The sequence below is a fragment of the Bacillus sp. TCT6 genome (assembly GCF_056033845.1).
Genome location: NZ_JBVYHX010000001.1, coordinates 3430009 through 3451630, shown reverse-complemented (window position 1 = coordinate 3451630; position 21622 = coordinate 3430009). Strand labels below are relative to the sequence as shown.

Sequence of the window (21622 nt, the reverse complement as noted above, 5' to 3'; positions counted from 1 at the left end):
GAATGAGTGATCGTCAAGCGGCATTAGATATGGCGTTAAAACAAATAGAGAAGCAATTTGGTAAAGGTTCAATTATGAAATTAGGAGAACAAGCGGAACGTAGAATTTCTACAATTTCAAGTGGTTCTTTAGCACTTGATGTGGCATTAGGGGTAGGCGGATACCCACGTGGCCGTATTATCGAAATTTACGGACCTGAAAGTTCAGGTAAAACGACAGTTTCATTACATGCAATTGCAGAAGTACAACGTCAAGGTGGACAAGCAGCATTCATCGATGCGGAGCACGCAATGGATCCTGTATATGCACAAAAATTAGGCGTTAACATAGATGAATTACTATTATCACAGCCTGATACAGGGGAGCAAGGATTAGAAATCGCGGAAGCTCTTGTACGAAGTGGTGCGGTTGACATTATCGTAATTGACTCTGTAGCAGCTCTTGTACCGAAAGCAGAGATTGAAGGCGACATGGGTGACTCACACGTAGGTTTACAAGCACGTTTAATGTCACAAGCACTTCGTAAGCTTTCAGGAGCAATCAACAAATCAAAAACAATTGCAATCTTTATTAACCAAATTCGTGAAAAAGTTGGGGTTATGTTCGGAAACCCAGAAACAACTCCAGGTGGTCGTGCGTTGAAATTCTATTCAACTGTCCGTCTTGAAGTGCGTCGTGCGGAGCAATTAAAGCAAGGTAACGACATCGTTGGTAATAAAACAAAAGTAAAAGTAGTGAAAAATAAAGTAGCGCCACCATTCCGTGTTGCTGAAGTTGATATTATGTACGGAGAAGGTATTTCAAGAGAGGGTGAAATCTTGGATATGGCTTCTGAGCTTGATATCGTTCAAAAGAGCGGTGCTTGGTATTCTTATAATGAAGAACGTTTAGGACAAGGTCGTGAAAATTCGAAGCAATTCTTAAAAGAGAATACGGACTTAAGAGAGGAAATTGCCTTCTTTGTTCGTGATCATCACGGAATTGGTGAAGATTCTGGTGTGGAAGACACGGAAGATGCAACTCTTCAAGATTAAAAAATAAAAGACACGGGTCCCGTGTCTTTTATTTTTTTACCTTCTATTAAAGGGGTATCTATCGTAGTGGTTAAAATATTTTTTTGACTCAAATGGGATGTGTAAAGAGGAATATTCATACGTTTTAAGGGAATAAAATGGTATTTACTAAGGTTTTCCAGGATAGTATGCTATCAATTTTTCAAATTCAGATAACATTAAGGACTGAAGGTAAAGAAAGTAAAAGTAGACAACGCTTGACAATGAAAATTACGATAGATACAATGAGAATGTATATTTTTTCTTATATACGATATACTCTTCTCAAGAAGAGAAGTAATATTCGGAGTAAGGTTTAAATCTTACCGAAATAATAATATGACATTTTAATTGTGAAATGAAGAAAGTCCCTTAAAAAAGCGGGACGACGGTCTTTGCTGTATATTGTAATTTAATGTACATGCCGACAGTCTTTTTTCATTCATAGCAAGGGGAGGTGAAATCATGAGTAGTACAGTTTGGATACTCATCTCCATTTTGCTTGCAACAACAGTCGGTGCAGTTGTTGGCTTTTTTGTTCGAAAGTCTATTGCTGAAGCGAAGATTAATGGTGCGGCTAATGAAGCGAAACGTATTTTAGACGAAGCGAATCGTGAGGCTGAAGCACTTAAGAAAGAAGCGCTTTTAGAAGCAAAGGATGAAATTCATACACTTCGTACAGAAGCTGAATTAGAAATTCGTGACCGTAGAAGCGAATTACAAAAACAAGAAAATCGTTTAATGCAAAAAGAAGAGAACCTTGATCGTAAAGACGAAACGCTCGATAAACGCGAGCAGCAGTTAGAGAAGAAAGAGGAATCTCTTGTAGCGAGACAACAACAGATTGAAGAGTTGGAAAGCAAAGTGGGAGAGTTAGTTCAAAAGCAACAAACAGAATTAGAGCGCATTTCCAATCTGACACGCGAACAAGCGAAAGCAATTATTCTTGGTAAAGTAGAAAATGAAGTTTCTCATGAAATCGCTGTTATGGTAAAAGAAAGTGAAGTTCGCGCGAAAGAAGAAGCGGATAAGAAAGCAAAAGAGATTTTATCTCTTGCAATGCAAAGATGTGCAGCTGATCATGTTGCTGAAACAACCGTTTCGGTTGTAAATCTTCCAAATGACGAAATGAAGGGACGTATTATCGGGCGTGAAGGTCGTAATATTCGTACGTTAGAAACGTTAACGGGTATTGACTTAATTATCGATGATACACCAGAGGCGGTAATTCTTTCTGGATTCGATCCAATTCGTCGTGAAACAGCTCGTATCGCTCTTGATAAACTAGTACAGGACGGACGTATTCACCCAGCGCGTATTGAAGAGATGGTCGAAAAATCAAGACGTGAAGTGGACGAGTATATTCGCGAAGTCGGAGAGCAAACAACGTTTGAAGTGGGTGTTCACGGATTACACCCAGATTTAATTAAAATTTTAGGTCGTTTAAAATACCGTACAAGTTATGGACAAAACGTCTTAAAACACTCTATGGAAGTTGCATATTTAACTGGACTTATGGCAGCAGAGCTTGGTGAGGATGAAAAACTAGCAAGACGTGCTGGTCTATTACATGATATCGGAAAAGCGATTGACCATGAAGTAGAAGGTAGCCACGTTGAAATTGGTGTTGAACTCGCAACGAAATATAAAGAGCATCCTGTAGTTATAAACAGTATCGCATCTCACCATGGTGACACAGAACCAACTTCTATCATTGCAGTTTTAGTTGCAGCAGCAGATGCTTTATCAGCTGCAAGACCGGGAGCTCGTAGTGAAACGCTTGAAAACTACATTCGTCGTCTTGAAAAGTTAGAAGAGATTTCAGAGTCTTATGAAGGCGTTGAAAAATCATTTGCAATTCAAGCAGGACGTGAAGTTCGTATTTTGGTAAAACCAGATACAATCGATGACTTAGAAGCTCATCGTTTAGCTCGTGATATCCGAAAACGTATTGAAAATGAACTGGATTACCCAGGACATATTAAAGTAACTGTTATTCGTGAAACACGTGCAGTGGAATACGCAAAATAAAGTGGTGAAACACCACTTTATTTTTTTGTGTTGGAATTGGATAAAATAAAGACAGTTATTTAGCATAAAAGTGAAACAAACTTATAATAAACATATTATAAGGAATTTACTTGATGCTATAGCAATAAAAAATGCAGTACATAGAAAGGGTAAGACATATGAGAATATTATTTGTTGGGGATGTAGTAGGATCTCCTGGTAGAGGTATGATTCAACAGTACGTACCGGCATTAAAGAAAAAATATACACCTACAGTAACAATCATTAATGGAGAAAACGCAGCAGGTGGCCGTGGGATTACAGAAAAAATATATCGAAACTTTTTAGAGTGTGGGGCACAAGCAGTTACACTTGGAAACCATGCTTGGGATAATCGTGAAGTATTTGAATTCATCGATGATGCAAAATATCTTGCAAGACCAGCTAACTTCCCAGAAGGAACTCCAGGAAAAGGACTTATCTTTGTGAACTGTAATGGAACAGAAGTTGCAGTTATTAACTTACAGGGGCGTACTTTCCTTCCTCCGATTGATTGTCCATTCCGTAAAGTGGATGAATTAATTAATATTGCGAAAAAACGTACGAATATTATCTTTATTGATTTCCATGCGGAGACTACAAGTGAAAAACAAGCGCTAGGTTGGTATGTAGATGGACGTGCTACAGCAGTAGTAGGTACGCATACGCATGTCCCTACAGCGGATAACCGTATTTTACCAAGCGGAACGGCATATATTACAGATGTTGGGATGACAGGGCCATATGATGGAATTTTAGGTATGGACCGAGAAGCAGTATTGAAGAAGTTTTTAACGAACTTACCGGTACGATTTGAAGTAACAAGTGGTAGAACGCAATTAAGTGCAGTGTTAATTGATGTGGATCCAAATACAGGAAAAGCAAAGAAAATTGAGCGCATTTTAATTAATGACGATCAACCATTTTTTGAGTAAATTTCCGTTAAATTTTAGATAAGTTATTATATTTTAATTTTTTAGAAAAATTACGAAAATTTAGCAGGAATACGCGCCATTCCTCGTGAATATAAGTTAAAGTGAAATAATTGCTAATACTTTTTAAAGAAACGAGGAGGAAACGCGGAATGGAAATATTAAAAGTTAAAGCAACGTCGGTCCCTAATTCTGTAGCTGGTGCACTTGCAGGTGTTATTCGCGAACGCGGAACAGCAGAAATTCAAGCTATTGGTGCAGGTGCATTAAACCAAGCGGTAAAGGCAGTAGCAATTGCAAGAGGGTTTGTAGCGCCTAGTGGTTTGGACCTAATTTGTATCCCAGCGTTTACAGATATTATGATTGATGGCGAAGAGCGTACAGCAATAAAATTAATTGTAGAACCTCGTTAAGTTTAAACAACCTGTTTGCAGTATGCAAACAGGTTGTTTTTATAATGGAGGAATGAAAATGAAAATTTTTGATGCTCATTGTGATGTGCTCTTTCAGTTATGGAGTGCAAAGGGAAAAAAGAATTTTAAAAACGATCCGCAATTACATATTACATTTCAACAGTTAAAGGAAAGACAAGGAAGTATACAATGTTTTGCAATATATGTGCCAGAAACAGTGACGTATGAAAAACGATTTGAAGCGGCATTACAAATGATAGATATTTTTTATAATGAAATTCTATCGCTACCAGGTGTGAGATTTATCCGAACGAAAGAGGATATAAATAGATTAAAACAAGACGAGGTTGGCGCGCTATTAACGTTAGAAGGGTGCGAAGCAATTGGCAAAGAAGCGATGAAATTACGTTTGTTTTATCGGTTAGGTGTACGTTCTTTCGGATTAACATGGAACTATGCGAATTTGTTAGCTGATGGGGCGCTAGAGACGCGTGGAGCAGGTTTAACTACTGTTGGTAGACAAGTTGTACAAGAGTTGAATACTTTGCAATTATGGACGGATCTATCACATTTAAATGAGAGAAGTTTTTGGGATGTGATAGAAATTGCAAATAACCCAATTGCATCCCACTCAAATTGTTATAAACTGTGTGAGCATCCACGCAATTTAAATGACGAACAAATTAAAGCGCTTATACAGAGAAATAGCATAATCGGTGTTACTTTTGTACCGCAGTTTCTAACAAGTGAAAGACAAGCAAATATAACAGATATAGTAAAACATATCGAATATATTTGCTCGCTAGGTGGAGAAAACAATATAGGGTTTGGTTCAGATTTTGATGGGATTGTAGATACGGTTGTCAATGTATCTGCCTACGGAGATTATGAAAATGTCATGAATGAGCTTTATAAATACTATGCTGCATCTACTGTAGAAAGATTTTTATATGATAATTTTGTTGAACATATGAGTTTTTAAGTTTTTGGTTTAAAATTCAGAATAATTAAAATTAATTCATTTGATTTTATTGCTTTTTTTAAGACCTAATACTAGAATGAAAAACAAAATAGCTTTATACTAAAGATTCAGGGAAATCAGAAGAGGCATAATTTGCGTCCGTTGTAGTTTATTTGCATAAAAAATGCTAAACTATTACTGTAAAAAAATACACTACAATGAATGCAGCCAAAAGGGGTGTAGGAGATGATTAGTCAACTTTCATGGAAAGTTGGAGGCCAACAAGGTGAAGGAATTGAAAGTACAGGAGAAATCTTCTGTATTGCATTAAACCGATTAGGATATTACCTATACGGTTACCGCCACTTCTCATCACGTATAAAAGGCGGCCATACAAATAATAAAATTCGTGTAAGTACAACAGAAGTACGAGCGATCTCAGATGATTTAGATATTTTAATTGCTTTTGACCAAGAAACAATTGATTTTAACTTCCACGAACTACGTCCAGGTGGAATTGTAGTTGCGGATGCGAAATTTAATCCAACAATACCTGATAATACAGATGTAAATCTATATGTGATACCGTTTACAGATATTGCTTCAGAATTAGGCACATCATTAATGAAAAACATGGTTGCTGTTGGAGCATCAAGTGCAGTATTAGGATTAGACGAAACAGCTTATTTAGATGTTGTTGAAGAAATCTTTGGTCGTAAAGGAGAGCAAGTCGTTCAAAAGAATATGGACGCAATTAAACGCGGCTCTCAATATATGAAAGAATTACTAGGTGAGAAAGTAAACATGATGCAGCTTGAAAAAGCTGATGGTAAAAAACGCATGTTTATGATTGGAAACGACGCAATCGCATTTGGTGCGGTAGCTGGTGGTGCTCGTTTTATGTCAGCATACCCAATCACACCTGCATCAGAAATTATGGAATACTTAATTAAAAAATTACCGAAAGTCGGCGGAACAGTAATCCAAACTGAGGATGAAATCGCAGCTTGTACAATGGCAATCGGTGCAAACTATGCTGGTGTTCGTACATTAACTGCATCTGCTGGTCCTGGTCTTTCATTAATGATGGAAGCAATCGGTTTAGCAGGTATTACAGAAACTCCATTAGTAATTGTTGATACACAACGTGGTGGTCCAAGTACGGGATTACCAACGAAACAAGAACAGTCTGACTTAATGGCGATGATTTACGGTACGCATGGTGAAATTCCAAAAATCGTAATGGCGCCAAGTACAGTTGAAGAAGCTTTCTATGACATTGTAGAAGCATTTAACTTATCTGAAGAATATCAAGTTCCTGTTATTTTCTTAACAGATTTACAGCTTTCGTTAGGAAAACAAACAGTAGAACCACTTAAATTAGATAAAGTGGAAATTCGTCGTGGTAAGCTTGATTTAGAAGCGGAATTACCAGAACGTGAAAATAAAGCATACTTCAAGCGTTATGAAGTAACTGAAGACGGCGTTTCACCGCGTGTTTTACCTGGTATGAAAAATGGTGTTCACCATGTTACAGGTGTAGAACATGATGAAACTGGAAAACCATCGGAATCAGCAATAAACCGTAAAGATCAAATGGACAAACGTTTCCGTAAAATGGAGAACTTGAAGTTTAATACCCCTGTTTATAAAAATGTTAAGCATGAAGAAGCAGACGTATTGCTTGTTGGATTTAACTCAACTCGTGGTGCGATCGAAGAGGCAATGACGCGTTTAGAACAAGAGGGTATGAAAGTAAACCATGCTCATGTACGTTTAATTCACCCTTTCCCAACAGCTGAAATCGATCCACTTGTGAAAAAGGCGAAGCGTGTTGTAGTAGTAGAAAACAATGCAACAGGTCAGCTTGCTAACATTATGAAAATGAATCTTGGTAATGGTGAGAAAATTTCTAGTCTTTTAAAATATGATGGAAACCCATTCTTGCCGAAAGAGATTTACAACGAATGCAAAAAAGGGGTTGTATTAAATGGCAACATTTAAGGACTTTCGTAACAGTGTAAAGCCAAACTGGTGCCCAGGTTGCGGAGACTTCTCAGTGCAAGCTGCAATTCAACGTGCGGCAGCTAACGTTGGTTTAAATCCAGATGAACTTGCTGTTATTTCTGGTATTGGCTGTTCAGGCCGTATTTCAGGTTATATTAATTCATATGGTGTGCATAGTATTCATGGTCGTGCCCTTCCGATTGCACAAGGTGTAAAAATGGCAAATCGTGATTTAACAGTCATCGCTTCAGGTGGTGATGGTGATGGATTTGCGATTGGTATGGGACATACAATCCATTCTATTCGTCGTAATATCGATATTACGTACATCGTAATGGATAACCAAATTTACGGATTAACAAAAGGGCAAACTTCACCACGTAGTGAAGCTGGATTTAAAACGAAAAGCACACCGCAAGGTTCAATTGAACCATCACTAAATGTAATGGAAATGGCTTTAACAGCTGGTGCGACATTTGTGGCGCAAAGCTTTTCGAGTGATTTAAAAGAATTAACACAAATTATTGAAGCTGGTATTAACCATAAAGGATTTTCATTAATTAACGTATTTAGCCCATGTGTTACTTACAATAAAGTAAATACCTACGATTGGTTTAAAGAGAATTTAACGAAACTAAGCACAGTAGAGGGATATGATCCATCTAATCGCATGATGGCTATGCAAACTTTAATGGAAAATAACGGTTTAGTAACAGGTTTAATTTATCAAAATACTAAGCAACCATCATATCAAGAACTTGTTAAAGGCTATAGTGAAGAGCCTTTAGTGAAATCTGATTTAAATATGGATCAGAAAATGTTTGATGAGCTTGTTGCTGAATTTATGTAATATAAGAAGAGGAGGTTGCCATGTGGCAACCTTTTTTTATTAGAAAAATATAGGGTAGTCTTATTTACTTAGAAAATTCAGAATGGTAAAATAATATATAAATCGTTGTATGAAAATGGCAAGTTCATTGCTTATGAAATGTAAGATAATAAAGGGCCTCTGTATTGTTAAAATTGGCGAAACAGGTCATACTATGGTAATGTTTATAGGGATAAAGCAATATGCTTTTGGGTAGGACAACAAGAAATAATAAAAAGGGAATGTCTATTTGCGTGGGGAAGACTTCATTCTTATGAATGATTAGATTGATTACTCAAGTTTCAAAGGACAAGTTATCTCTCAAGCTATCTAACCATTTTTGAGGTGAGTCTAGGCGCATTAAAATGGACTATAGAGTGTGTATAGTTAAGGGTGAAAGGAGATTACCGATGAACGAGCAACAACGATTAGCAAGTCAACAAGCAAATTCCTCTACGAAAAAAGAAGAGAAAGATTATAGTAAATACTTTGAAAGTGTATATCAACCACCTTCCTTAAAGGATGCGAAAAAGCGAGGGAAAGAAGAAGTTAAAATTGAACGGGATTTTGGCTTACCTGAAGAGTTTCGCAATTTTGGTACAGGAAGAAAGTTCTATATTCGTACATATGGTTGTCAAATGAATGAGCATGATACGGAAGTAATGGCAGGTATTTTCACAACGCTTGGATATGAACCAACTTTTTCGACTGAGGATGCAGATGTAGTTTTATTAAATACTTGTGCAATTCGTGAAAATGCTGAAAATAAAGTGTTTGGTGAACTAGGCCATTTAAAGTCACTAAAGCGAAGAAATCCGGACCTTTTAATTGGTGTATGTGGTTGTATGTCTCAAGAAGAATCTGTTGTAAATAAAATTATGCAAAAAAATCAGCATGTAGATATGGTATTTGGAACGCATAATATTCATAGATTACCGTACATTCTAAAAGATGCGATGTTCTCGAAAGAGACGGTAGTTGAAGTATGGTCAAAGGAAGGCGACGTAATTGAAAACCTTCCGAAAGTACGTCGTGGTGATATTAAAGCTTGGGTAAATATTATGTATGGCTGTGATAAGTTCTGTACGTATTGTATTGTACCGTATACGCGCGGAAAAGAGCGGAGCAGACGTCCAGAAGATATTATCCAAGAGATTCGTCATTTAGCTGCGAATGGTTATAAAGAAATTACATTACTTGGACAGAACGTAAATGCATATGGTAAAGACTTTGAAGATGTAGAATACGGTCTTGGTGATTTAATGGACGAACTTCGTAAAGTTGATATTGCCCGTATTCGTTTTACAACGAGCCATCCACGTGATTTCGATGATCACTTAATTGAAGTGCTTGGCAAAGGTGGCAACTTAGTAGAACATATCCATTTACCAGTTCAATCTGGAAGTACAGATATGCTGAAAATTATGGCGCGTAAATATTCACGTGAGCATTATTTAGAACTTGTAAGAAAAATTAAAGAAGCAATTCCAGATGCAGTATTAACAACAGATATTATCGTTGGTTTCCCAAATGAAACAGATGAGCAATTTGAAGAAACGATGTCGTTATATCGTGAAGTAGGATTTGATACTGCCTTTACATTTATTTATTCTCCTCGCGAAGGTACACCAGCTGCAAAAATGAAAGATAATGTACCTATGGAAGTGAAGAAAGAACGTCTTCAACGCTTAAATACACTAGTAAATACGTTGGCAATTGAAAAGAATAGTCGTTACAAAGGTCAAATTGTAGAAGTGTTAGTTGATGGGGAAAGTAAAAATAATCCGGAAGTACTTGCAGGTTATACTCGCACGAATAAACTTGTAAACTTCGTCGCTTCAAAATCTTTAATTGGTCAGCTTGTGAAAGTAAAAGTAACGGAAGCAAAAACTTGGTCTCTTAACGGGGAATTAGTTGAAGAGCCGATTGAGGTGAAATAATAGATGAAAGTATATTCGAAAGATGACATTGTTGAACAAGCAAAAGAATTAGCAAAAATGATTTCTGAAACAGAAGAAGTTGATTTTTTTAAGAAAGCAGAGGCGCAAATTCATAAAAATGAAAATGTAAAGCGCGCAATCGATGAAATTAAAGCACTGCAAAAACAAGCAGTAAACTTGCAGCATTACGGGAAGTGGGAAGCTTTAAAAAAGGTAGAAGCTGAAATTGATGCATTGCAAGATAAGTTAGACAGTATTCCAGTCGTACAAGAATTTAAATCTTCACAAACATATGTAAATGACTTATTACAGTTAGTTGCTAGTACAATTTCTAACAACGTAACAGATGAAATATTAATTTCAACTGGTGGCGATGTACTTAAGGGTGAAACTGGCGCAGCGGTAGAAAGTAAAAAAGGAAATTGTGGTTGTTAAAGAGATGTCATATTGACATCTCTTTTTTTAGTTGATTAAACGTAAGTTCTTCTCAAAAAAAGAATGACACATTCCGCTATTGTCACGCATATGATTAAGTGAATAGTGATTGAGGAGGGTTACGAATGTCCGAATTTAGAGAGATTATTACAAAAGCAGTGGTTGGAAAAGGACGTAAGTATACAAAGTCAACGCATACATGTGAATCGAATAATGAACCAACAAGTATTTTAGGGTGCTGGGTAATTAACCACTCGTACGAAGCAAGAAAGAATGGGAAGCATGTGGAAATTGAAGGTTTCTATGATGTGAACACTTGGTATTCATTTGATGGAAATACAAAGACTGAAGTTGTAACAGAACGCGTGAACTACACGGACGAAGTAAGCATTGGTTATCGTGATAAAAACTTTTCTGGTGACGATTTAGAAATTATTGCTCGTGTTATTCAGCCACCAAATTGTTTAGAAGCGCTTGTATCACCAAACGGTAATAAAATTGTTGTAACTGTAGAACGTGAATTTGTAACAGAAGTAGTTGGAGAAACGAAAATTTGTGTAAGTGTAAATCCTGAAGGCTGCGTAGAATCAGATGATGATTTCCAAATTGCTGATGATGAATTTGAAGAATTAGATCCGAACTTTATCGTTGATGCAGAAGAAGAGTAATAGAAAGCTAGGGAGAAGTTCTTCCTAGCTTTTTACTTTACATAAGTGGCGCTGAATGAACATGATTCTTTATGAAATATGTTATAATGAAGATAGACTCCTGAAATAGGAGATATGGATGTCCGTGAAATGTGACATATATGAAAATTGATTACTATGTAAGAATTATGGAGGAAAAGTATGACGCAATATACCCCTATGATACAGCAATATTTAAAGGTTAAGGCAGACTATCAAGATGCCTTTTTATTTTTCCGATTAGGCGATTTTTATGAAATGTTCTTTGAAGATGCCGTTAAAGCAGCTCATGAACTTGAGATTACATTAACGAGCCGAGATGGTGGCAGTAGTGATCGTATACCGATGTGCGGTGTACCGCATCATGCAGCTAAAAACTATATTGAACAACTTGTTGAAAAAGGATATAAAGTTGCTGTTTGTGAGCAAGTGGAAGATCCAAAAACAGCTAAAGGTGTAGTGCGCCGTGAAGTAGTACAACTAATTACGCCAGGAACGATGATGGAAGGGCGTACAATTGATGAGAAAGAAAACAACTTCTTAGCCGCATTAACACATTTTGAAGATGGATCATATGCTTTAGCTTGTAATGATTTAACGACTGGACAAAATACAGTAACGTTGTTAACTGGTTCAGTAGAAGATATTTTATTGGAAGTGTATGCAACTGGTTCAAAAGAAATTGTTGTAGATTCTTCATTTTCTAAAGATGAATTAAATAAATTAACTGAAACGTTAAAAATGACAATTTCATATGAAGATGCAACGGCAATTCCTGAAGGATTAGAACATCTTGTGAAAAATGTTTCGCAAGCAAAGTTAATTAAAGCAATTGGACGCTTATTTAACTATTTGATAAGAACGCAAAAACGTTCATTAGATCATTTACAGCCTGTAGAAATTTATTATACGAATCAATTTATGAAAATTGATGTGCATTCAAAGCGAAATTTAGAGCTGACAGAAACACTTCGAACGAAAGAAAAAACAGGATCATTATTATGGCTATTGGATAAAACAAAAACAGCTATGGGTGGTCGTATGTTAAAACAGTGGATGGAACGTCCACTTATTCAGAAAGAAAAAGTTGAAGAGCGTTTAGAAATGGTTGAAACATTTGTAAATGATTACTTCTTACGTGAAGATTTAAAAGAAAAACTAAAAGAAGTATATGATTTAGAACGTTTAGCAGGAAAAGTTGCATTTGGTAATGTCAATGCAAGGGACTTATTACAGTTAAGACGATCTTTACTTCAAGTACCAGCTATTTTAGAAGCGATTAGTTTGTTAGATAATGCTTATGCAGCAAGGTTAATTCAAGGAGCGGATCCATGTGAGAGCTTAACTGAATTACTAGGAAGAAGTATTCAAGAAAACCCACCGCTTTCTATTAAAGATGGAGATATTATTAAAGACGGTTATAATGACAAGCTTGATCAATATCGTTACGTTAGTAAAAACGGAAAAACGTGGATCGCTGAGCTTGAAAAACGAGAGCGTGATATTACAGGAGTTAAATCGTTAAAAATCGGGTACAACCGTATTTTCGGCTACTACATTGAAGTGACGAAGGCGAATCTTGCAGCACTTCCAGAAGGCCGCTACGAACGAAAACAAACGCTTGCTAATGCTGAACGTTTCATTACAGATGAACTGAAAGAAAAAGAAACGTTAATTTTAGAAGCAGAAGAAAAAATTGTACAGCTAGAATACGATTTATTTACAGCACTTCGTGAAGAAGTAAAAGTATTTATTCCGAAATTACAACATTTAGCAAAAGTAATTAGTGAATTAGACGTACTGCAAAGTTTCGCGACAGTTAGTGAAGAAGAACAGTTTGTAAAACCTGTACTAACAACGAAGCGTGAAATCTTTATTAAAGATGGTCGTCATCCTGTCGTTGAAAAAGTATTGAACGGAAAATTGTATGTACCGAATGATTGTATTATGCCAGAGAAGATGGATGTCTTTTTAATTACAGGACCGAACATGTCTGGTAAAAGTACGTATATGAGACAGTTAGCACTTGTAACGGTTATGTCACAAATTGGTTGTTTCGTACCAGCGACAGAAGCAGTATTACCTGTATTTGACCAAATCTTTACGAGAATTGGTGCAGCAGATGATTTGATTTCAGGTCAAAGTACATTTATGGTCGAAATGTTAGAAGCGAAAAATGCAATTGCAAACGCATCAGAAAGAAGTTTAATTTTATTTGATGAAATTGGACGAGGTACATCTACGTATGATGGCATGGCACTTGCACAGGCAATCATTGAACATATTCATGACCAAATTGGGGCAAAAACGTTATTTTCTACACATTATCATGAATTGACTGTGTTAGAAGAGAGTTTAGATCAACTGAAAAATGTACACGTTTCAGCAATTGAAGAGAATGGTAAAGTAGTATTCCTTCATAAAATTCAAGATGGAGCAGCAGATAAAAGTTACGGAATCCACGTTGCGCAACTTGCAGAGCTTCCAGATAGCTTAATTGCCCGCGCGAAAGAAGTGTTAGCACAACTAGAAGGACAAGAAGAAATTATTATTCCAAAGCGTGTAGAAGTGAAAGTGCAGGAGCAAGAAGTTATTCCAGAACCTGTAGTTGTAAAAGAAGAGCCAGTAGAAGTACTAGAGGCGAAAGTAGAGACTGAGGAAGAATCACAACTATCTTTCTTTGGAGGAGAACAGTCTTCGAAGAAACAAGACAAGCTTGCGTTAGATCAAAAAGAAACAGCAGTACTGGCGCAAATTAAAAAAATTGATTTACTTGATATGACGCCTTTAGAAGCGATGAACGAACTGTATCGCTTACAGAAAAAGTTAAAGAAAGGATGAGTAAGTAGATGGGGAAAATTCGCAAACTCGATGACCAACTCTCTAACTTAATTGCGGCAGGAGAAGTAGTAGAGCGTCCTGCTTCAGTCGTAAAAGAACTTGTGGAAAATTCTATCGATGCGAATAGTACATCTATTGAAATCCACTTAGAAGAAGCTGGTTTATCGAAAATTCGCATCATTGATAATGGAGATGGCATTGCAGAAGAAGATTGCATCGTAGCTTTTGAACGACATGCGACAAGTAAAATTAAAGATGAAAACGATCTGTTTCGCATCAGAACACTCGGTTTCCGTGGTGAGGCATTGCCGAGTATCGCCTCAGTTAGTGAATTAGAATTAATCACTAGCACAGGTGATGCACCTGGTACACACCTTATTATTAAAGGTGGAGACATTATAAAGCAAGAGAAAACCGCGAGCCGAAAAGGAACAGATATTACAGTACAAAACTTATTCTTTAATACACCAGCGCGTCTTAAATATATGAAAACCATTCATACAGAGCTTGGTAATATTACAGATATTGTGTATCGTATTGCAATGTCACATCCAGAAGTATCGTTAAAGCTGTTTCATAATGAAAAGAAATTGCTTCATACGTCAGGTAATGGTGATGTAAGACAAGTACTTGCATCGATTTACAGCATTCAAGTTGCGAAGAAACTTGTTCCGATTGAAGCTGAATCTTTAGATTTCACAATTACAGGCTATGTAACATTACCAGAAGTAACGAGAGCATCTCGAAATTATATGTCAACAATCGTAAATGGCCGTTACGTTCGAAACTTTGTATTAATGAAAGCAATTCAGCAAGGATATCATACATTACTGCCAGTCGGACGATATCCAATCGGATTTTTATCGATTGAAATGGATCCAATGCTTGTTGACGTTAACGTACATCCTGCAAAATTAGAAGTTCGTTTTAGTAAAGAACAAGAATTGCTAAAGCTTATCGAAGAAACATTGCAAGCTGCATTTAAAAAAATACAGCTCATTCCAGATGCAGGCGTAAAAACGAAGAAAAAAGATAAAGACGAGAGTGTGCAAGAACAGTTCCAGTTTGAGCATGCGAAGCCGAAAGAACCATCCATGCCGGACATTGTTTTACCAACTGGCATGGATGAAAAACAAGAAGAACCGCTGCCTGTGAAACAGTCAGCACAACTGTGGCAACCGTCGAAACAAGAATGGCAACCACCACAGTCGCTCGTAAGAGAAGAACAAAGTTGGCAGCCATCTACTAGACCGATAATGGAAGAACCAATTCGAGAAGAGAAATCGTGGGACAGTAATGAAGAGGACTTTGAATTAGAGGAATTGGAAGAAGAAGTTCGGGAAATCAAAGAGATTGAAATGAACGGTAATGACTTACCGCCACTTTATCCAATTGGACAAATGCATGGAACATATATTTTTGCTCAAAATGATAAAGGCTTATATATGATTGATCAACATGCTGCGCAGGAACGTATCAACTATGAATATTTCCGTGATAAAGTAGGAAGGGTAGCGCAAGAAGTACAAGAACTGCTTGTACCGTACCGTATCGATTTATCTCTTACTGAATTTTTACGTGTTGAAGAGCAACTAGAAGAACTGAAAAAAGTCGGTCTATTCTTGGAGCAATTTGGCCATCAATCCTTTATCGTCCGCTCGCACCCAACGTGGTTCCCGAAAGGACAAGAAACAGAAATTATCGATGAAATGATGGAGCAAGTTGTTAAACTAAAAAAAGTTGATATTAAGAAATTACGTGAAGAAGCAGCCATCATGATGAGCTGTAAAGCATCTATTAAAGCAAATCAATATTTAACGAACGATCAAATATTTGCTTTGCTGGAAGAACTACGTACAACAACAAACCCGTATACATGCCCGCACGGAAGACCGATTCTTGTGCATCATTCTACTTATGAGTTGGAGAAGATGTTTAAGAGGGTTATGTAGAGTGAATGTCAAAAAGGAAAAATTAATTAGACTAGGGAAAAATTAATTAGACTAGGGAAAAATTAATTAGACTAGAGAAAAATCAAAAAGAAATAATTTATTTTTGTTATTATTTTGGAAAAGTTATGAGCTGAGAAAACGAAGCGATTGAAATAAGTCGCTTCGTTTTTATTAATTTTTTAGGTTCTAATGTAAGTAGGTATTGTCGTCAAGGAAAGAAAAGGAAATACCTCGAAACGAAAAAAGCTGAATTCTCATAAGTAAATGTGAAAATAGTTAATTTTGGATATCCCAACTTTATAGGAACTATACATGATTTTTTACTTCTAAGGCGTATCAAGAATTATATCCAAATAAAAAAGCGTTATTAGATGAAGAGGAGATGTATAAAGAAAAATTCGCTGAAATTTTCAGTGAATATAGTTCCTCTTTTGCCCCTACGACTCGAATAAAAGAAACATATTTAGAATTTTTAAATGATGGTAGCCTAGAGTTAATAGGCGAGTGCAATGAGTGGTGTCGAGAAGAGGTGGTTAATACCTTTAGGGATTTGTTAGAAATGGGGATATTTAGGCATAATGATACTATATCATTTTCAAATTGGTATATAAAAAAGTACGAACATCGTATTAAGAACGCATTTGGAAAACGGTTTTTGTGGGCATTTATTGATGAAACACAAGATACAAGTGAGATACAATATGATTTATTAATGAGAATATTTAATAATGGATTAACAATACTACAAAAATTTGGAGATCCATATCAAGCGCTGTATACAATGTTTGGAAAAGGGGAAGATGCTTGGGTACCATCTAGAGAAACGATACCGCAACTTGAATTATCATATAGTACACGTTTTGGTGAGAGCATCGCAAAAGTTTTAAGGACTACTTGTATTGAAAAATATGAAGTACTAAGAGGAAATCCTAATAAAAAATCATTTAAACCGTACCTATTATTATATAACTCTAAAAATAATGTTATAAATGAGTACTTAAATTTAGTAAAGAGTTTATCAGATACTAATACAGAGTTTAAGTGGAGTACCAAAAAAATAGGAGCAGTAGGTTTAATGCATGATGAAGTGAAAAATTATTATACTAGGTATAAAAGAAACAGTGATGTAAAGCCAAAAACAGAAACGATAATTAAAAATTTTTATGAGATAGTAATGAAAGGGTTACTAATGTATGTGAAGCATACAAATGATCGGTTACCGAAGGGAAAATCAGCATATTCTCTTAATTACTTTAATAATTTATTGAGACAAGAAAAGTTTATAGATATAAAGTCTAAGATAGCGGTGTGTATAAAAGAAATTTATGGTGCTGAGGGAGTTGTAAACGAGGATATTAAGGAAGAAATCGTTAAAATATATAAAAGAATTATTGAATTAGAAGAGATGATACTTAATAATGAAGATGTATTAAATCATTGTACAGAACGTGTATGTAATAGAATTGAGAGGAATTATATTAGTTATAAGCGAGGACAACAGCTCATCCAAAATGACCAGATGTTAGATATAGAATTGGTAGAACAAGATATTTGCTTTGGAACAGTTCATTCCGTTAAAGGTGAGACTCATAAAGCAACACTTCTTTTAGAATCAAAGATAAGGAAAGGGGATTTTAATAATCCAGACATATTCTATGATTTTACGGAGATTTTTGACTTTTTAATTGGAAATTATCGTAATTATGAAACTGAATCTGGATATTTACCTGAGGTAATTAGGGATGCACTAAAAACAGCTTATGTAGCGTTAAGTAGGCCGACACATTTAGCTGTGGTGGCTATAAATAAGATGAATTTAGGAGATTCAGTAGATGAAAAAAGGGGAATGGCTATTGAAGCTGGATGGGAAGTTATAGATGTTAATTAAAATTCTAAGAATATTTGTAAGTGACAAATATTAAAATGAAATAGGTATTCTTCTCAACGTGTAAAATGAAAATATAATTGTTTAATTTTGATTTAGGATAATTCACTATAATAAAAAATATAACAATAATGTTGTTTGAAAATCTAAGTTTTATTCCAAGATGAAAATTCACTTAATAATCTTTTAACCTTAGATTCTAATAAAAAATACTCCATTCTAGAAACATATAATAATACGAAAGATAGATTACCTGATAAAATTTATCCTTTTGCTTGAGATCCATTTGGTAATCTTTTATGCTTCGATTATCGAGATACCAGTGATTCACCATCAATCGTATTCTGGGATCATGAGGAAGAAGACATAGAGGAAGCAATATATCCTGTTTGTCCAGCATTTACAGAATTGCTTGATAGTCTATATGAATTTGATGATGAAGAATAAAGGATGAGTTATACCATAGCTTATCCTTTATATTTTTATCATTTATTGGTTTTAATAAAAAGCACCCGACATCTTTCGAACAGCAAAAATCGGGAAAGATTCTCTTATTTCATACATAATATTTTTGAAGGGAGGGGTAACGTAGTATTTAAACCTATACGTTCACGCAAGATTACATGTATTTAGTACTATAAATCTGCAAAAATTTAGTTTAGAATAAAATATCCATCAAATTATTCTTAATTAATAGATTCATGAGAAATAACATATTCTATTTTAATAATTATATATCACATTCACTTATACAAAAAACAAGAAACTTCTTATAATTAAGGAGCTTCTTGTTTTTAACTTTAGACAAAGCAAATTTATATCAGTTTTAAATAATTAACACAATTATAGATGTTAGAGCAATAGCATCTATCTACTTAGTAGTATTGGGATTTTCCCATTGGATTCCTTTTGCTTATCTTGCCAGCTTTTCAATGATTGGAGCTTTAGCAGATAAATCACCACTTGCCATATTACTCATAAAATCCGCACCATAAATAGTAACGGTATCCCCAACTTGAATATCCTCAAGTACTTTAGAAGAAACAACAGCAGTAACAGACAGGCCCTCACTAGAAATTTGGATTGTTTCCTTTGTTTTATTGATTACACTTCCAGTGTGCATTTTATATTGTTTTTCTAGAACGTTTTCTTCATTTTCTTTTTGAACAATTACATATTTAGCTGTAGCTGGATCACCTGGTATTGAGCCTATAAAAACAGGAGCATAAACGGTAACGGTATCCCCAATTTGAATATTTTTTAGTACCTCAGGGGAAGAAACGATAGCGTATACACTTGACTTTTCACCAGAAACCACCAATCCGTCTTCTGTTTTTTCAGTTACTTTACCTGAACGTTTTTGGTGTTGATCTAGAACATGTTGTTCTTTTTTATCGACTTCTGATGCAGACCTCGATTTATCTACACTTGTATTAGCAGTCACTGTCTTACTTGCCAACTTTTCGATGATTGGAGCTTTAGCAGATAAATCACCGCTTGCCATATTACTCATAAAGGATGCCCCATAAATAGTAATGGTATCTCCAATATTTATATCTTGTAAGACTTCAGAAGAGACGGTAGCTCTAACCGTCGAACCTTCACTAGAAATTTCAATAGTGTCCTTTGTTTTATTGATTACACTTCCAGTGTGCATTTTATATTGCTTTTTTAGAACGTTTTCTTCATTTTCTTTTTGAACAATTGCATATTTAGCTGTAGCTGGATCACCTGGTATTGAGCCTATAAACATAGGAGCATAAATGGTAACAGTATCCCCAATCTGAATATCTTTAAGTACCTCAGGGGAAGAAACGATAGCGTATACGCTTGAGTTTTTACCAGAAACCACTAATCCGTCTTCTGTTTTTTCAATTACTTTACCAGAAAGTTTTTGATGTTGATTCAGAGCATTTTGTTCTTTTTTATCGACTTCTGATATAGATTTCGATTTATCTACACTTGTATTAGCAGTCACTGTCTTACTTGCCAACTTTTCAATGATTGGAGCTTTAGCAGATAAATCACCACTTGCCATATTACTCATAAAGGATGCCCCATAAATAGTAACGGTATCCCCAACTTGAATATCCTCAAGCACTTCAGAAGAAACAGCAGCAGTAACAGTCAGGCCTTCATTAGAAATTTGGATTGTGTCCTTCTTTTTATTGATTACACTTCCAGTGTGCATTTTATATTGTTTTTTTAGAACGTTTTCTTCATTTTCTTTTTGAACAATTGCATATTTAGCTGTAGCTGGATCACCTGGTATTGAGCCTATAAACATAGGAGCATAAACGGTAACGGTATCCCCAATCTGAATATCTTTAAGTACCTCAGGGGAAGAAACGATAGCGTATACACTTGAATTTTTACCAGAAACAACCAATCCGTCATTCGTTTTTTCAATTACTTTGCCTGAAAGTTTTTGGTGCTGATTTAGAAGAGTATTAGTACTTGTATAGTCTTTTTCTTTTAATTCACTATTCATATCTCTTGACAGCATATCAGTTTTAGCAGTAAGTTGAGCGGCTTCAGCGCGTGTTATAGACCTATTTGGTTGCCAGCCATTATCCGTACCATTGGAAATATTTAAGTCCATTAAAATATTGGCATACTTTTCTCCCCAATGTCCTTTCAAATCCTCAAATTTACTTTGGGCGTTATTACTTGCTGTACTTTGTAGTTTATAAGCATTTACTAGCATCGTTGCCATGGCAGCGCGAGTTACTTTACCGGATGGATTGAAAAGGCCATTCCCTTCGCCTTTAACAATGCCAGCTTTTTCAGCTGCAGCAATATAGGGAGCGCCCCAGTGGTCTTGAGAGTCTGTAAAAGAAGGTTTGGCTTTTGGATCGATTTCTATTCCTAAAGCTTTTGTTATAATTGTTGCAGCGGAAGCTCGATCTAACGTAACGTTTGAGCCAAAAGTTCCATCTGGATAACCAATTATGACTTGTTTATCCACTAAATAGTTTACAGATTGCTCTGCCCACTTGGGAACATCAGGAAATTTGTGAGTATCCGCTAAAATATTAGAAGAATAAGATAATATAGCTCCTGCAAGGATACCTGTTGTAATTAATTTGCGCTTCATAAAAATACACACCTCTACCAATCTATTGTATTACCAAATTGAGATTTTTTATTTTTATATTTATATGTTTGTGATGCTGCTGACATCTATTCAATTTGGTGTAACGATTATAGTTACTTATATGTATGAGTGTCAATGAATAAATTTTACAAAAATGTTTAATATCGACATAAAAAAATCAGTATAAATTAATTTTATTTACTGAAAATTAATAAGGTGTTGACGTATTAATGTATACTTAACTATAATTAATGGTGATTAATTGAGATTGGTTTTCAAGTTTGTATACTAGTTTAACAAGTATACAAAAACTAACTTGAATTTAATTAAAAAAATTGAATATAAACTTATATTTGTTCATTGACACTTATATACAGGCGGCTAAAATCGTTGAACCAAATGTAAGTTATGCTTAAAAATTTTTAAAAGATACATATTGATAGAAAATCTTTTCTCTATATAATCTGTTGGGGAAAGAACCTTTATTTATGCAACTCTTTAACT

The 21622-nt window shown here is 35.4% G+C and carries 14 protein-coding genes and 1 pseudogene; 14 read left to right on the top strand and 1 reads right to left on the bottom strand.

Annotated elements, in window-relative coordinates:
* The first annotated feature begins 2 nt into the window (after nucleotides 1–2).
* From recA to AC0ONG_RS17345, 14 genes and pseudogenes are all read left to right on the top strand, one after another.
* Nucleotides 3–1034 carry a recombinase RecA gene (recA, locus tag AC0ONG_RS17410; RefSeq protein ID WP_001283853.1) on the top strand — a complete coding sequence of 344 codons (1032 nt, stop codon included), beginning with the start codon at nucleotides 3–5 and terminating at the stop codon, nucleotides 1032–1034.
* 483 nt (nucleotides 1035–1517) lie between these two features.
* Nucleotides 1518–3083 (top strand): ribonuclease Y, encoded by a 1566-nt coding sequence (rny, locus tag AC0ONG_RS17405; protein ID WP_000099770.1) that lies wholly within the window; start codon nucleotides 1518–1520, stop codon nucleotides 3081–3083.
* Between the two features lie 158 nt (nucleotides 3084–3241).
* Nucleotides 3242–4036, top strand: coding sequence for a TIGR00282 family metallophosphoesterase (locus tag AC0ONG_RS17400; RefSeq protein WP_001221092.1), 795 nt, complete (start codon nucleotides 3242–3244; stop codon nucleotides 4034–4036).
* 149 nt (nucleotides 4037–4185) lie between these two features.
* Entirely contained in the window at nucleotides 4186–4446 is a 261-nt protein-coding gene (gene spoVS / locus AC0ONG_RS17395) for a stage V sporulation protein SpoVS (protein WP_000404341.1), read from the top strand.
* 22 nt (nucleotides 4447–4468) lie between these two features.
* Nucleotides 4469–5428, top strand: coding sequence for a dipeptidase (locus AC0ONG_RS17390; RefSeq protein ID WP_003279695.1), 960 nt, complete (start codon nucleotides 4469–4471; stop codon nucleotides 5426–5428).
* Between the two features lie 225 nt (nucleotides 5429–5653).
* Nucleotides 5654–7411 (top strand): 2-oxoacid:acceptor oxidoreductase subunit alpha, encoded by a 1758-nt coding sequence (locus AC0ONG_RS17385; RefSeq protein ID WP_000625417.1) that lies wholly within the window; start codon nucleotides 5654–5656, stop codon nucleotides 7409–7411.
* Complete coding sequence (locus AC0ONG_RS17380) at nucleotides 7398–8264, top strand: 2-oxoacid:ferredoxin oxidoreductase subunit beta (RefSeq protein ID WP_000190155.1); 867 nt, start codon at nucleotides 7398–7400, stop codon at nucleotides 8262–8264. The genes AC0ONG_RS17385 and AC0ONG_RS17380 overlap by 14 nt, the downstream gene beginning before the upstream one ends.
* Nucleotides 8265–8692: 428 nt before the next feature.
* Nucleotides 8693–10222, top strand: coding sequence for a tRNA (N6-isopentenyl adenosine(37)-C2)-methylthiotransferase MiaB (gene miaB / locus AC0ONG_RS17375; RefSeq protein ID WP_001005392.1), 1530 nt, complete (start codon nucleotides 8693–8695; stop codon nucleotides 10220–10222).
* A gap of 3 nt (nucleotides 10223–10225) precedes the next feature.
* The gene (locus AC0ONG_RS17370; RefSeq protein ID WP_000870460.1) at nucleotides 10226–10657 is read left to right on the top strand and encodes a YlbF/YmcA family competence regulator; all 432 of its coding nucleotides are present in this window, start codon (nucleotides 10226–10228) and stop codon (nucleotides 10655–10657) included.
* Between the two features lie 125 nt (nucleotides 10658–10782).
* Complete coding sequence (gene cotE, locus AC0ONG_RS17365) at nucleotides 10783–11325, top strand: outer spore coat protein CotE (protein WP_001288799.1); 543 nt, start codon at nucleotides 10783–10785, stop codon at nucleotides 11323–11325.
* A 180-nt stretch (nucleotides 11326–11505) separates the two neighbouring features.
* On the top strand, nucleotides 11506–14184 hold the full coding sequence (gene mutS, locus AC0ONG_RS17360; RefSeq protein ID WP_000195989.1) for a DNA mismatch repair protein MutS: 2679 nt from the start codon (nucleotides 11506–11508) through the stop codon (nucleotides 14182–14184).
* Between the two features lie 8 nt (nucleotides 14185–14192).
* Nucleotides 14193–16136: a DNA mismatch repair endonuclease MutL gene (mutL, locus tag AC0ONG_RS17355; RefSeq protein ID WP_153599011.1), complete on the top strand. Its 1944-nt coding sequence runs from the start codon at nucleotides 14193–14195 to the stop codon at nucleotides 16134–16136.
* A 382-nt stretch (nucleotides 16137–16518) separates the two neighbouring features.
* Complete coding sequence (locus tag AC0ONG_RS17350) at nucleotides 16519–18024, top strand: UvrD-helicase domain-containing protein (protein ID WP_228491485.1); 1506 nt, start codon at nucleotides 16519–16521, stop codon at nucleotides 18022–18024.
* Between the two features lie 156 nt (nucleotides 18025–18180).
* Nucleotides 18181–18468, top strand: a pseudogene (locus AC0ONG_RS17345) (SMI1/KNR4 family protein); the annotation flags it as partial.
* Nucleotides 18469–18934: 466 nt separating this feature from the next.
* On the opposite strand, the gene AC0ONG_RS17340 reads toward AC0ONG_RS17345, so the two are convergent.
* On the bottom strand, nucleotides 18935–21118 hold the full coding sequence (locus tag AC0ONG_RS17340) for an S-layer homology domain-containing protein (protein ID WP_133963738.1): 2184 nt from the start codon (nucleotides 21116–21118) through the stop codon (nucleotides 18935–18937).
* Nucleotides 21119–21622: the final 504 nt, after the last annotated feature.

Excerpts from the sequence above, each read along its gene's own strand:
- AC0ONG_RS17350 (WP_228491485.1), top strand. The coding sequence starts at position 16,519 with ATGTATAAAGAAAAATTCGCTGAAATTTTCAGTGAATATAGTTCCTCT.
- miaB (WP_001005392.1), top strand. The coding sequence starts at position 8,693 with ATGAACGAGCAACAACGATTAGCAAGTCAACAAGCAAATTCCTCTACG.
- rny (WP_000099770.1), top strand. The coding sequence starts at position 1,518 with ATGAGTAGTACAGTTTGGATACTCATCTCCATTTTGCTTGCAACAACA.
- AC0ONG_RS17390 (WP_003279695.1), top strand. The coding sequence starts at position 4,469 with ATGCAAACAGGTTGTTTTTATAATGGAGGAATGAAAATGAAAATTTTT.
- AC0ONG_RS17340 (WP_133963738.1), bottom strand. The coding sequence starts at position 21,118 with ATGAAGCGCAAATTAATTACAACAGGTATCCTTGCAGGAGCTATATTA.
- recA (WP_001283853.1), top strand. The coding sequence starts at position 3 with ATGAGTGATCGTCAAGCGGCATTAGATATGGCGTTAAAACAAATAGAG.
- AC0ONG_RS17385 (WP_000625417.1), top strand. The coding sequence starts at position 5,654 with ATGATTAGTCAACTTTCATGGAAAGTTGGAGGCCAACAAGGTGAAGGA.
- spoVS (WP_000404341.1), top strand. The coding sequence starts at position 4,186 with ATGGAAATATTAAAAGTTAAAGCAACGTCGGTCCCTAATTCTGTAGCT.
- mutL (WP_153599011.1), top strand. The coding sequence starts at position 14,193 with ATGGGGAAAATTCGCAAACTCGATGACCAACTCTCTAACTTAATTGCG.
- AC0ONG_RS17370 (WP_000870460.1), top strand. The coding sequence starts at position 10,226 with ATGAAAGTATATTCGAAAGATGACATTGTTGAACAAGCAAAAGAATTA.
- cotE (WP_001288799.1), top strand. The coding sequence starts at position 10,783 with ATGTCCGAATTTAGAGAGATTATTACAAAAGCAGTGGTTGGAAAAGGA.
- AC0ONG_RS17400 (WP_001221092.1), top strand. The coding sequence starts at position 3,242 with ATGAGAATATTATTTGTTGGGGATGTAGTAGGATCTCCTGGTAGAGGT.
- mutS (WP_000195989.1), top strand. The coding sequence starts at position 11,506 with ATGACGCAATATACCCCTATGATACAGCAATATTTAAAGGTTAAGGCA.
- AC0ONG_RS17380 (WP_000190155.1), top strand. The coding sequence starts at position 7,398 with ATGGCAACATTTAAGGACTTTCGTAACAGTGTAAAGCCAAACTGGTGC.